The 14,321-nt window shown below is 46.7% G+C and carries 8 protein-coding genes and 1 pseudogene; 7 read left to right on the forward strand and 2 right to left on the reverse strand.

What is annotated here, in order from left to right; genetic code table 11:
- The 3 genes and pseudogenes from AN477_RS03280 to AN477_RS03290 form a co-directional block, all read left to right on the forward strand.
- Positions 1-335, forward strand: a pseudogene (locus AN477_RS03280) (recombinase); the annotation flags it as partial.
- 407 nt (positions 336-742) lie between these two features.
- Complete coding sequence (locus tag AN477_RS03285; RefSeq protein ID WP_054967757.1) at positions 743-1,528, forward strand: hypothetical protein; 786 nt, start codon at positions 743-745, stop codon at positions 1,526-1,528.
- Positions 1,529-1,773: 245 nt separating this feature from the next.
- On the forward strand, positions 1,774-2,880 hold the full coding sequence (locus tag AN477_RS03290; protein WP_054967758.1) for a hypothetical protein: 1,107 nt from the start codon (positions 1,774-1,776) through the stop codon (positions 2,878-2,880).
- Between the two features lie 106 nt (positions 2,881-2,986).
- On the opposite strand, the gene AN477_RS03295 is transcribed toward AN477_RS03290, so the two are convergent.
- Both AN477_RS03295 and AN477_RS03300 read right to left on the reverse strand, forming a co-directional pair.
- Positions 2,987-4,870 carry a UvrD-helicase domain-containing protein gene (locus AN477_RS03295; RefSeq protein ID WP_054967759.1) on the reverse strand — a complete coding sequence of 628 codons (1,884 nt, stop codon included), beginning with the start codon at positions 4,868-4,870 and terminating at the stop codon, positions 2,987-2,989.
- A 31-nt stretch (positions 4,871-4,901) separates the two neighbouring features.
- The gene (locus AN477_RS03300) at positions 4,902-6,923 is read right to left on the reverse strand and encodes an ATP-dependent nuclease (RefSeq protein WP_054967760.1); all 2,022 of its coding nucleotides are present in this window, start codon (positions 6,921-6,923) and stop codon (positions 4,902-4,904) included.
- Positions 6,924-7,665: 742 nt separating this feature from the next.
- On the opposite strand from AN477_RS03300, the gene AN477_RS03305 reads away from it, so the two are divergent.
- The 4 genes from AN477_RS03305 (at position 7,666) to AN477_RS03320 (ending at position 13,925) form a co-directional block, all read left to right on the forward strand.
- On the forward strand, positions 7,666-9,435 hold the full coding sequence (locus AN477_RS03305; RefSeq protein ID WP_245631702.1) for an ATP-dependent helicase: 1,770 nt from the start codon (positions 7,666-7,668) through the stop codon (positions 9,433-9,435).
- Positions 9,436-9,658: 223 nt separating this feature from the next.
- Complete coding sequence (locus tag AN477_RS03310) at positions 9,659-10,411, forward strand: metal-dependent hydrolase (protein WP_054967762.1); 753 nt, start codon at positions 9,659-9,661, stop codon at positions 10,409-10,411.
- Positions 10,412-10,488: 77 nt separating this feature from the next.
- Positions 10,489-13,014: a type IV secretion system DNA-binding domain-containing protein gene (locus AN477_RS03315; RefSeq protein ID WP_245631703.1), complete on the forward strand. Its 2,526-nt coding sequence runs from the start codon at positions 10,489-10,491 to the stop codon at positions 13,012-13,014.
- A gap of 86 nt (positions 13,015-13,100) precedes the next feature.
- Positions 13,101-13,925 (forward strand): hypothetical protein, encoded by an 825-nt coding sequence (locus AN477_RS03320; protein ID WP_054967763.1) that lies wholly within the window; start codon positions 13,101-13,103, stop codon positions 13,923-13,925.
- Positions 13,926-14,321 lie beyond the last annotated feature (396 nt).

A 14,321-nucleotide genomic window follows, 5' to 3' on the forward strand; every position in this document is an offset into this window, starting at 1 on the left:
TTCGTGCGGATGCTTACAACTTGGAATACCAAATTCGTAGCCAGGATGGCAAACCCGAAATGGTGTATCAACATGGCTCTCTTTGCATTCCAATCACCGATTTGTACGTAAATGCGATGAATGACGTATGGACAGACATGGTCGGACGGATTGAACGGCGATATCCGGATCGTATGAGATTTAATCGTGTTTTACTTGCCGGAGGCACTGGAGACGCGTTTGCAGAACGGTTCGCCCGGTGGATGCCACAGATTCAAAAAACTGTCGAACCGCAATTGGCCATTGCGCGCGGTCTGTGTAAATACGTGATATCTCTCGTTGGTGCTACAGAATGAGCAAGCTCCGTCGATTTCCGCTGACCTACGATGAGGATTTCGATGCGGACATCCACAAAATATTGATGGAGACACCTCAAAAAAGGAGAAGTGAACGGCTGCGACAACTCATCCGACAGGGATTGTCGCTAGAGTCCGGAAACCATTCTGACGCGGTCAATATGTTGCCCAAATCCAACCAGCAGCCCTCAAACTATACGGTTATTCAATCGGATCGTCACACCGAACCTATAAAGCGGACGCGCAATCCAGTCAGATTTGAACCACCCTCATAGTCATGAACCCGCCACGTTGACTGATAACGTGGCTTATTTCTTTGTATCTGGTACTGAATCGGTACGTATCGAAGTTCTACGGGTGATAACGTATCGCAGTACGGAAGACCTTTGAAATGGGATGTGAATTTGATGGGAAATGATCGAAAACAGTGTCATCAACCATGTGATGAGCGCCATTATGATGGGGACGATCCAATTCAGGTGCTCTTGTGGTTCCGGCAGGCAATGGCTCGTATGGATGAGCAACTCATCCACCTTACAGCCAACGATGAGTTTGAAACCTTCACAGATGAATTGGAACAGATTGAACTGTATCAGGAGCAGATTGAAAACTACTTGCTCGAAGAGTGTTTCGGGAAGCTAGCCAAGTATGAGCGGCAAACCAACAATGTCATTCTGGAGCATATTCCTGACGATATTCAGTTCTTGCCAACATCCGACGGAATCACGATTTCGGGCATTCCGCTTTGGATGATAGGCCACAAGAGCCATAAGAAACTACCGCCTATTTATCACCGGGGTCGTCCGATGATACGAAAAATCCCGATGTGGCAGGCCATTATTGGTCATTTAAAATCGTCCTATCTCCGGACTGTATTGCAGGAAGATAACGTGATTTTGGCCAAGCCAGCAGGCTATGCGCATGTAGTCTTTGATTTTCAAACGAACCAGCTTCAAGTACGCGATCTTGACCACTATGATGTAGCCCCAATCATCAATGCCTTTGTATCAAACGGATTACTTGTCAGCGATCACCCGAGTCGATTGTCTTTTACGATGATTTGGAACGAAGTGAGCGAGCCATCACGACTTGATCTGCATGTCAGATACTTGGATTGCCCGTTATCTCTACCTTTGGATTTTGATGTGCTTCTAGGTTTGGATTTACAAAAATGGTCTAAATCCAAAGGCTAAATCCTAAGGAAGAGTAGAACAATCCAGCGACGGCTAGGGACAAACCACGAATTTTGGCAATGATGAACGACATTGAAAAATGACGAGGGAAGGTCAAGGACGTTTTTATCAGTGGATGTTGAGAAAATGAGGCGGCCCCTAGTGGGGCTAAACCGTTAGGTTTAGTCACAGCAGGGGCCATTCTCACACGAGCCACAAAACCAACCGTTTGCGGTAAATGGAGTCACACAACAGGGGGAGTAGATATGGGACAGGTGTCACAGCAGTGGGAAGAGTTGACAAATATGCGTACAGACGAGGTATGCCGGGCACTTGTGAGGACGCCGTTGATGACATACGTACAAATCGCACGATTGCTATCCATAAGCCCGCAACAGGCGCGCAACCTCGTAATCCATGCTTGGGACAGGCTGTGCGAACAACCATATAACAAGGCCCACCGTTCACAGAGGTTCAGATTTGGAAGTAACCGTCTAAAAGTGTTGGTCAAATTAACCGATGAAGCGATGGTCACATGGTCGAAAAGGGAAGGGATAGTATCACGCAATGTAGTCAGGCCGAAGGACATTAATCGCGTGTTGAGCGTTACCGACATATTAGTCAATTTGAGGGTAAATGGTGTGCTCTATGACAAATGGGATATGATGCTCCCGCAAACGATGAATGAAGGGTTACACGCATGGTTTGTTCGTAAAGACGGGTACAAATTGGGGATGTATCTACTACCAACGCAGGTTGACCGAATGGAAAACGCAAAGCGAACGCTGATTGTACGCGGGATTATCAAAAGAGTGACACAGCACATCGGTGTGACGGATACATTATTTCTGGTACCTGCGGGTCAGTATGAAAGTACGCTACGCATCATGACGAAGCTAAAATCAGATGGGCAATCCCTGTTTTTGTTACCACTTGAACCATTTGTAGCCGAAGCAGAATGGTTTCTAAATGCAATTGCAGATCGTGAGAAACAGGGGATGGAAGCCCTTTGGCCACTACTTGATGTTCAGGATACGCTACCGTATACCGCGCAGTATCAATATGTGGCTCTTTGTAAATTGGGGCCGAGGCTTTATCGGTTTATCGATGTATACACCAATGGGAGTGTGGACCGGGTTCGTGCTTGGCTAAGTTCGGACAATATGTTTGCTTATCCGATACCGGGTACAGGGCAAGCTGCGAAGGCGTGGGTGTATGCATATCACCCAGTGATAGCTGAAGCATTAGTAAAGGTACTCGGTGAATGCGCTTCTATCACTGAAGTGTATCCGTGGCCGGCAGCCGCTCGGTCCATTTCAGAAGGGAACAATTTGGCCAGACCCGATACGTTTGATGGCTGGAGTTTCTGTTAAAATGACTGGTTTCGTAGAATTTTAGTATTCAGAACTTTGTTAGGGGGTGTCCGGCCGGTGATAAAACTTACCGGCCTTCCTTGTAATATTTCTCCACTTAATTGGATCAAATTGTTATCTCTTTCACCCCAGCATCACTGAGCAAATCATAAAGGGATTTAATGTTTGATCGACTTTGGGACCTTTGACGATTTTGAGAATACGTGAAGACTACTCGACGCTTTGCACGTGAGAAAGCTACAAAAAATGCAGCAGTGTCTTCATCAGTTTGTTCTTGAAATTTGAAAAAAGCACTGTCCTCAAGTCCTACGAATAGAACCGTGTCATATTCAAGTCCTTTGCTCTTGTGAATGGTCATAATGGGAATAGTGTTAATTCCAATAAAATCTTCGATAGCGGAAGTCCAACTGCCGTCATGAACAAGATACTGATATAGATAATCTGCCATAGCGTAAACAACTTTTTGGAGATAGTCACCAACTTGGTATACAGGGAAAATTCGTCTAAGTATATCTTCGTTCAGGAATTCCACAGTACTCCATAATAAAGCCTGAACTTGTGCTAAGCTTAGTTTATCCATATCCAGCATTTGGTCGGAGAGTCCCGAAATAAATCGTTTCAACTCATTCTCTAAGTTGTAAACTTGAGAATATCGAGCCTCCTCATTTATTCCATTTATGTGAAACAGCAGTTTTACTATGTTGCCCCAGGACATTGGAGCCTGTTTGTAGCAAGCCAGCCTCAGAAAATCGACAATGACACCGACGCAGGGTTCAGACAAAATATCTTGTAAATTAGCTTCTATCCTTGCTTTTATGCTGAATTTTGATAATTCCGATATGATGGAGCCACAATACCGTTCGGGCTTAACCTTGGAAAGAATACATATATCCCTCGGATTAATACCCTCGGATGCAATCCAGTTTCTGATTTGATTTGCCACATAAACCGATTCTCTATGTTCGTCGTTAAAGTTCCATATTTCACAAGTGCCTTCGTCTTCGTTCCAACGTTCACTCGGAACAGCCACAACCGAATTGTCAGTCAGAGACGTTGCTAAAACCTGTTGCATTTTAACGAGATTGGGGGCAGACCGAAAATTCCTCAACAAAACAAACTCGTCCGCATCAAAGTCTGTCTTGTAAGTTTCGAACGCATTATGCATAGCACCCGCCCACCCCATAATACGTTGCTTATCATCCCCAACAGCCGTTATCACTACAGAAGAATCTTTGAATGCCGTCTTTAGGAGATCATATTGGATGTCTGTGGTGTCCTGAAATTCATCAAGAAATACGTGACTATAGGTACTTCTCAGAGCGCGTGTAATCAGCGGGTTTTTTCTCAACATGTATTCGACGATACGAGATATCATTGGAAACGTACATTGTGACTTTTTACCGTTACTATTCAACATGTATGTCCATGTGTTGCGAATTGCCCAATTCAGGATAGAGTCAGTTTCTGGGTTAACGTGAGGTAATTGGCTGGCAGTGTACTGCATCAAAAATTGCCCTTTATTCACCCCTGCCAATCCGTACTTCCCTAATTGCTTAGGCGGAGACAGTTGGATGAAAACTTGTTCCAAAGCGTCGCGGCCAAACTGTGCTAGCAACTCATACTCCTTTGATGGACGATACGACTCTGGAATTGCCTTCCTAAAATTCTCAAACAGCCTTTTACCAAATGCATCAAAGGTAAGCGACTCAAACCTTGTTGCTAAGGCTTTTCCACACCGTTTTAAAACTCTGTCTTGCAAGTTTTTCGCAGCATCCTTCTTGAAGCTGATTGCTAATATTTTCTTTGGTAATGGACTCGTATTTGTTTCTAAAAGGTAACTAGCACGTTGTGCGAGTAGTTCAGTTTTGCCAGCACCAGGCCCCGCAATGACGTACGAATTTTTGGTGCTTTTGACCGCAAGTAGAGCGGCCGCTTCCAGTTCCATGTTGTCTGATGGAATCCATGAAGTTGAGGTAATATAGCGGGGCATGTAAAGCACCTCCACATTATAGTTTTCTTTTTTAAAGTCGTTCTCGTATGGCTGTCATTAGCTTCCGTAAAGATTCCGGTACATTCTTCTTCAGAGCCTCATCCGTTATGTTGGTTAATGCCAATATATGTGTTGCTGGTTTTCCACGGGTAAGAAATAAATAATTGTACCAAATCATTAGGTCTAACTCAGAGTCTTCATAGGTAGTCCCATCGCCCCCTTGGTCTTTCAGTGTAGCCCGTACAGATGCTTGCCTTTTTGATGAATATTCTTTGGGCTCCTTCTTTATATCTGGAATTCTGGGACCTCCGCCTGAGGGGACCGTTGAGCGATAGGCCTGCTCGAATGCCTTTAACATCATGAAGTCAAGGTCAAGAGGTTTTGAAAAAAAGACACCATACTCTTCGAGCGAAGTAATCCATTCTTCCATGGATTCGGTATTGGTTACATCCCATTCGTGCATTTCATCCAGATCTTCTGCCGACAAAACCGACGTTCCGCCATCTTCCGTGGAGACGGTCAATAATGAGTTATGATCAACTTGATTAGCTAGCAACTGCTGGATAACATATTTTATTCTTCCCCAGCCGCCACCATCCCGTTCGCGGTCAAGATCCAGCAACGTGATATACGGTATTTCTAATTGGTTAAGAAGTCTCCAAAAATGGTTTACGTGGCGTCCGCCTAATGGGACCACTGATAAAGCACTCAAATCGACTTCCGAATCAAAAGCCTCAAGGAGTCTGGAAATTACGATTTCTTCGCTGTCTCCTTCTCCAAGAATGACTAACCGCGCAAAATACAACTCTGGAAAGGCCTGAACTGCATTTTTTACATATTTAAATGCTTCCCCTCGATTGGGGGGGAGTTGTATCGTTTTTACGACTGTAGAGTCGGTACCAGAGTCTATTCGGAGGTGGAGAATATGCTCGGGATCCACCCTTTTTACCATTGCAGGCGTGTGTGTACTTATCAGAACTTGTGAATTAGCTCTTTGTGCAATCGCCGTCAAGTTTTTCACTATTCGTCCAAGCAAATGGGGTGCAACATGGTTTTCTGGCTCCTCAACTCCCAGAATGGTTAGTGCAGGAGGGATAATATTAAAAGGCTGATCTGTTTCGGAATCGGATGATCTTTCTAGAATATCGTTTTCAATTTTTAGAAGAGTTGACACAAGAGACAAGTAGAATATCGAACGAAGCCCATCACCAAGTTCATCTACAGTGTATTTAGTTGGGAGTTCAGTGGGTTCAAAATTAACTTCTACTTTTTTGAGTATCGATTCTACGTTATTTGTATGGAAGCTTATACCTGTACGGCTATAGCGGGCGTCCTTGTGCATACTGCCCCACTCACTTTGCAATACACTTTGTGTTACGTTTACACCTTCTACAGTGTCAAACAGGTCATTAACAACTTTCATCTGATCGGACAGTTTAGCCTCCATATCTCCTGGCCAATTTATCCCATTTAGTAGGCGCCACAAAATAGTTCCAGAAGCATTTTTTAACTGAACAGATGGATCCCGAGATGCAGGCACATACAACATCTGAATTCTTGATCTTTCAGTAGACGAAACAGGGATTAAATCAGTGTCTGAAATATCTTCGGATTCACTCGCAAGTATATAGTGAAGTTGCTGTTCTGTTTCTCCTTCTGGTGTATTCGTTCTTTGCCAAGTTGAAGTCAACCTCATCCTGACATAGGGTGGTTCTCCCTCATTATCAACAACCATTTGCATAAAGTGGGGAGGAACTGTCGAGTTCTCAACGGTGGTTCCTTCTGCAAGCTCTGGAAACTCAATAACAGCCTCAATGTAAAGTGAGGCACTTGCAATAGTTATAGGATCCACACCATCAGGTACATGAAAATCAGAACGTTGAATTGTGCGTTCTTTGGACGTAGTTCCGAACAATTTAAGGAGAGCCTGAAGCGCCGCGGTTTTTCCGCTGCTATTAGAGCCGATTAGTGCTGAGAGGTCCTTTAATGGGATTGTGGTTTCGACATCACCAAATGAACGGAAATTCCTAATTTTTAGTTTCGTAATTTGCATATGTATCCCCCAAAGTATTCCAGTCTGTCAATAATATTAAGCAACATCTATTCTAGCGTCTACTTTTGTAGCCATGTATAGGATGGGAAAATAGTCACGAAACGTTGGTGTATTGTTAGAGTACACAATGGTTCGAATGTGTTTACGGTGTAAGTTCGTCCCTGTGACATTTCTTCCGTTTTCATATCTTAAAGTCAATCGGCTAGTTGGGAGATATTCTAATTTCCTATGAAGAAATGGCACAATGTTGGCGTTCAAACTCACTTCGCCTCGGGTACCCTTTGATTGACGTTCAGCTGTAATTGCCGGGGGAGGCTGCAAAATGGATGCATGGATTCGGGCTACGATAGGTGGACGGAAGGTCAGGCTCACGTATGACGATTTGATGCAAGGTGATGCCAAGACTCAGGAGCTTCTTCATGAATTGTATGAGGAGGGAGCCGATGTCGAATGTATGTGTTGTGACAAGCCTGTACCGATGCACATCCGGAGAATTCGAATTCGTCCTCCGACGTATTGCCTCGTGACGAATAAGTACTACCAGCATGCGAATACCTGTTTTCGGAGTAGTCAATCCCTCACAATGCCACCACCTGATCAAACTCAACCCGTGCTACGTAATGATTCCCCCAAAGCCCATAACAATCAAACTGAGATGATATATGAAACGCATGCGTCACAACGTGAACTCACCATCAATAGGTCCAGTGCAGACCCACCAGCCCAAGAAAGGAGAACACTCATGCCGAGTGTAGCAGAGCTCAATGTTGCTCAGAGGGAGGCGGCCAAGCATAAAGATGGCCCATGCATTGTTGTCGCAGCGGCTGGGTCTGGGAAAACCGCGATGCTCATCACAAGAATGAAGTTGCTTGTGGAAAATGGCGTGCAACCGGAGCGGATTCTTGCATGTACGTTTACACGTAAAGCGGCAGATGAGATGAAGGAAAGATTGGTTGCTAGTCTTGGAAGTAGAGGCAGTCAGATTACAATCGGAACGATTCACTCGATTGCCTATCGTATGGTGATGCCGCAACTTGGCCACGGCTGGAGTGTGGTGACAGAACCATCCTGGTTGATTGAGCAGATACTCGAACCCGCCCATTCACACAACCCATTTGGGGTAGGGAAGATTCTTGGGCCGACCGAAGCAATTCTTGGCGTACATCGTGCAAAGGCAGATGCACTTTGGCCGATGCAGGTTGATGGGAAACTGGGGAAGGTGTACAAGGCATACGAAAATCTGAAGTCAGAGAAAAAGAAACTGGATTTCGAAGACCTTCTGCTTCACGCAGTCCGCTTATTTCAGACTAGACCTGACGTGGCACAACTGTGGCGGGAACGATTTGACTACGTATTGGTCGATGAGTTTCAGGACGTCAACCAGATACAGTGGCTGTTCCTATGTGAACTGGTGAAAGAGACGCGAAACATTTGTGTGGTAGGCGATGATTGGCAGAGCATCTATGGATTTCGGGGCGCTCGTCCTTCCCTGATGCAAGATTTTCTGCGGCAGTTCCCTGATGCGAAGAAAGTCGTGTTATCCATGAATTATCGGTCGCATGACTTGATTGTCGAACTCGGGAATCGTGTTATTACACTCAACCACGGGCATCAGATAGAGAAGCGGGTTCAGGCGAACCGTGGCATATCTGAAAGTGCCAACGTTCAGATTGTAACGGTGCAGTCAGACGTAGAGGAAGCACGTTTTGTCTCGAACGAAATTCATCAGCTGAAAGCACGATTTCCAGAGGTTCCGTATAGCGAATATGCCGTGTTATATCGCACGAACATACAGTCACGTGTGTATGAAGAGGCGCTGGCTGAACATGGGATCGCTTATCAGATTGTTGGGGACACCCATTTTTATGAGAGCCGTGATGTAAAGATGATTCTCGATTACCTACGTACGGTGTGCGATAAATCGGATCCGGGACTTTGGGGACCGCTCATCAATCGTCCCAAGCGTTTTGTGCCGAATACGGTCGTACGCGAAGTGCAACAGGGTGGTTGGACCGCTGTTGAAAATCACGCGAAGTGCCACGCGTTTCTTACAACCATTACGGAATTGGAGAAGCGTGCGTCTCCAGCGGACGCCATTCGATGGCTAGTTGAAGCGGAACCGGAGATTGTTCGTTCCCAGGATGATTTAGAGCCGATTAGATGGGTTGATTCACTCATCCAATCCGCCGCTCGGTTTGAAACCATACATGAGTTCTTACGATTCGTGGATTGGGTTACAGAGTGGAGTCAGAAACCAAAGCGGGACGCTGTGCAGTTGATGTCCATTCACCGTAGCAAAGGATTGGAATTTGAGACGGTATTTGTAACGGGCCTTGTAGAAGGACTACTTCCTCACAAAAAGTCGTTGACAGAGGAATCGCTGCGTGAGGAAACTCGACTCTGCTATGTCGCCATTACGCGCGCCAAGGAGAACCTCTACCTCTTATCGTCGGAGACGTACGGCAATACCGCGTTTGAAAGATCACGATATATCAAAGTCCTTCAGGAATAACTGCACCCTAGCTAAAAGGCAGGAAACGTCAGTCAGAGAGGACTGGGCACTTGGCCGCCCAACATTCACATAGATTCGGTTGAGTGAGTGACGGATGGCACCAAGTTGGCATACATGAGTTCAACAATTGAGTTACCATCACACTAATTAAGTGGGAAATCATCAACGACATGCCGGAAGACGTGGTAGCCTAGGGAAAGTCTACATCACGAGGGGGGCTATCATGCTTGGGAGAACGCATATGGCGATTGGTGTACTAGGCGCCGCGATTGGGTTGCCGCTAATCGCCCATACACAGTGGGAACCAATGAGGCAGATGTTCCACAGCCCATCTGGAACGACAACACTTGTTACAGAGGCAACGATAGTTTTCGCTTCGGTCGTCGGCAGTATCATTCCAGACTTGGACCAAGCGGATTCAACGATGGCACATAAGGTGGAGCGAATCGGACAACTGGCCATCATTGGTGTCCTGATTGCATCCATCATCTTATTGCATCTTGAGACTTCCATTACTGCATGGGTATTCACAATTGTATTTGGCTGGTTGAGTAGTACGAAAGGGAACCCATCTCGGCTTGTCGGGCTCGGCCTTCTAGGCGCTGGGGTGGTCTTCTTAGGAATGCATCATGACATGCCAGTTTCCGCGGCCATTCTACTGGCAAGTTGGACGGTCGGTGCGATGTTCACCTCTCACCGCACATTTACACATAGTCTCTTTGGTCTCTTCATCTTTGCAGTGGGTGTCATAGGTGCACTGAATGGGTTGACTCATCTGCACTTAGCACCTGCCGCAGACGGGCTTGTTCTCGGTTATGCATTGCACATGGCAGCGGATGCGGTTGCAGGTGGAGTGCCGTTTTTCTGGCCCTGGAAACAACGACAGGGTATTCGACTCGTCCGAACAGGAAGTGCAGTGGATCACTTCGTCGGGGGACTTGCGGTACTAGCCTTTGTTGGAATGGTGATCTATTAGAAAAGACAAAGAGTACCGCGATTCACATAGCAGAATCCGGCAGTTGTTGATGATCTGAATGAGGGAAGGGGAATAGCGTGCAACCACCGACAATCATACCCGCATGGAGCATCGTACACGTTTTTGGAGCTATCCCAGGGATAGTCTGGATTGTGTTGGGTGTGGGGATGGTTGTCTTCCTACTATACAAATTCCTCTTTAAAGCGTTTGGGTTAGGTGTCACAGTCGTTGGTGTTTCCTTGCTTGGGGGAATCGGACTCGGTTTTGTACGAATTCATCAAGTAGTGGCCCGTTGGCAAATATCGCTCATGCATCCGACAAGGCGTGCCCCACCTATTGCTGTGAACGGGGCACAAAATGCCAACCCACTTCATCCAACGTTTCCGACGCAAAGTGTGCTTCCTAACTTGAATGCGGTAAATCCATTCATCCATCAGAGCCCTTGGCTCGTATCAGCCGTCATTGTGATTACCATCATGATTGCCGTGATGTTTCTTACATATCGAGTGCTATCACCTAGAATGCGGAGTTATCTCCTTCATCGTCTCAGAACAGCCAGTGTCTCTGCGGCACCAAAACGAAATCGACAAGATGGCGAGTTTCCACTTGCGGATATCGAGATTGGCGTTCGAAAAGACAACGGTCGGTCGATTCTCTTAGAAGGTCGAGACCGTTTTCTCCATACGCTTGTAGTTGGGAGTACGGGAACCGGCAAGACGAGCCGTATTTTGACGAAGGGTGTGTACCAGGATTTACGTCAAATGGCTAATGGAAACGCGATGGACGTCATTGTCCTCGATCCCGATGGAGGGTTCGCACAGAGTGCACTCGACTTCGCCGAAAAACTAGATGTGAAACGAGACGTCATTGACCTTCGAGGTGGTACTGGTCACGTTAGCACGGTGTCCTTCAATCCATTTTCGGGTGGGGATATCGCGGATATCGTGGACAACGTCCGCGTTGTGCTGAAAGAGCAAATGGGCGAGCAGGACTCCTTTTTCCAGAATGCCCAGGACGACTTAGTTCGTACCGTTATCCAGGTTCAAGTGCCACTTTGGCCAGATACGGACTTCGTTCAATTTTCAGAGCTGGTGACGGACCCTCTGCATTTTCGCGCCGTGTGTGCAATGGTATATGACCATGCGATGGGGAAAACATCCGAGGGTGGCAAGGGCAAGAAGGACGATAGTAGCAACATATCAGATTTGTGGGCACATGAGCGACCGTATATCGAGGCTCGTTATGATGAAATGGAAGATCACTATCGCAGCATGGTGCTGTCAGCAGCTCGTTCGTTTCTCATGGATACACGCACAGAAGCCAAGCTGGAGCATCTGGAGAAAATCACAAAGGGGTTGAAAATCGTCGTCAACGAACTTGCAACCAATGAACGTATGAGGCAAATTCTGCGGCGAGGTCAACTTCCGATGTTCGATTTTCAGACGTTCTTTCAAGCACAAAAACAAACCCCCGGCCGACTGATTGTCGTGATTACCGGCAACCGCACATTTGGAAAACTGTTCGGGAAGTTGTTTCTCATCACTATGAAGACGTACGCGCTGAGTCGCGATGGCAATGAGTGGACACGTCGGCCGGTGTATTTATACGCCGATGAGTTTGCCGTGTTTGGTACCGATTCCTTTATTGAGGCATTCTCGCAAATTCGTAAATATCGGGTAGCGATGATGCTAGCGATTCAAGCAAGGTCACAGCTCCAAGATGTGAGCAAAAAGTTCCTCGAAGTGGTCGAAGGGAACTGTCGTAACAAGATCGTTTTTCCTGCGCCATCCTCGAATGACGCCAAGTTTTTTGAAGACTCGCTTGGCACGGTGGTTAATGTCAAAGAAACAAAAATGGAAAATCGGCTGAATTGGTTTTGGTTCGACAACCGTAATATTGACCGACGAGTGAGTGCAAGGGAAGAGGTAGATCCGCGTTTTCGAATTGAGGATTTGTCATATGGGCTCAGCAAAGATGAAGCCGTGTTCTTACTGACCATTGATAACCAGGCTCAGGTGCCATTTATCGGCTATACATCTGTAGCGGATACATGGGTTACACAAAAGCGAGGTTTTCTTGCCTCGCCTTCAGACAGTCGAGGACCGAAGAAGGAGCGGTTCAACCCACGACGGGTCCGAAAAAATTTGGACAAACAACAAATAGCAGAAGAGCGTCAATCAGAGACAGCAGAGTTGTTCCACTCGCCTAACCCTGTATCTCAAACGGCAGATTCAGTACCTACAAATCAACCGATTTTTGTTAAACCGAAGTCCAACCCGTGTGAGGTGATACATGTTTCGGCAATAGCCAAACCGGATCAGGAGGAAGTACCTGTTCAACTAGAGCCAGAGGAACAAGTGCGCCTCACTTCAAGTGTCGAGATGCCCAATCCAACGAAGAGGGTTCAAAGCGGAGAAGCGCAGGAACAAGTTGTACCCAGTGCGCAGCGCTTTGATTTGCGGCGTACCAAAACTACAGCACTAGCTCAGCGAAAACAGGGCAAACCATGCCCCGAGTGCGAGGGAGTGCAGCTCGAATTAACAGCGGATGAACGCAAGTGGCGCTGCCCAAAGTGCGGGTTTGAGCGGAAGAACCGAGCGTAGGTCGGCACGAGGATGGCACAGTTTCATTTCCTATCCATGTTACGGTGACGACAGATGGCTCAGTCAGAACCGAGAGGAGTTTGGGAATGGAAAATAGCCAGGTTGTTTACGTGAATACACTTGCTGAAGGGGCGCTTATCGGCAATCCTGAAGAAATTACAAACAAGCAGCTCCCGGCTGTAGCGCGCACATGGAAGAAAAGCGCGGCGGTCGCACACTACCGGCTGTTTGGAACCGAATCCGTGTCTCTTCGGGGAGAACGCAAGAAGTTCCTTATCGGTGACATCGGTTCAGCGAAAATTATTCTACCCATGGATGAAGAATACTCAGGTGTTGCTGCGGCGGATAACCCGGAGCGTCTATTGAACTACTGGATTTCCGCTGTAATCGATGACTTCGATCTGGAAGACGAAGCAAACCCGGTCCTTATCCTGAATCGGAAGAAGGCGATTGAACGTCTAAGAGAAATCAATGCACGACGCGTGGTTGAGGGCGCACAAGTCTATGGTGTGATCCAAGCGGAAATCCGTGGTGGGTACATTATGAACGTGGGCGGCTTTCAAGCTCTGATGCCACGTTCGTTCTATGACTGGGACACAGGTCTCGTTGGACATATTGGCGAAGGATTCAATGTACAGGTGGTATCTATTGGTGATAATGGTCCGCTTGTTTCACGTCGCGATTTGTTGCCGAATCCATTTCATGCGGTCCGCGATCGCATTCAACGGGGTGCTCGGGTAAGAGCTAAAATTACCCACGTCTATAACGGTCTTTTTAAGGCCGAAATCAGGCCCGGCGTCCGAATTAGTATATCAACGCCAAGGATGTACCGATTGTTACATGTCGGTGATGAGGTCATGGTTGAGGTGAAGGGAAAGAATCGACGAGAGTTCTACGGAGTTGTGATTTAGTTTGTGGTTTTCCCAAACCGCGTCTTGCGGAGGTTCGAATCCCTCCGGGTGCGCCAGAAGAGCTTGATATATCAAGGGTTTGCGGTCATTCGAGAGACGTGCACGGGTGGCCGCAAACCCGTTTTTCTAACGGCCTTCTAACATACAGGGTTCTCTTCGTCTAAGCGTACAGGGCTGATTGTAATTCAAAGGAGTACTGTGTCATCTAAGGGAATGAAACGGCCGGAAGATGTGAGTAAAATGTTACCATTGGACAATGTGCCTCATTCACAAAGTGGTGAATGTAAACCGTGTACTTCATCGTTGCCCTGATTTATTCCGGAGTCTATCCATTATGTTCCAATTGCATTACACGTTAACAGTCAAGTGTTCTGAAGGCGTATAGGAGACTTTGCT

It is taken from the genome of Paenalicyclobacillus ferrooxydans, from assembly GCF_001399675.1.
GTDB classification, from domain to species: domain Bacteria; phylum Bacillota; class Bacilli; order Alicyclobacillales; family Alicyclobacillaceae; genus Alicyclobacillus_B; species Alicyclobacillus_B ferrooxydans.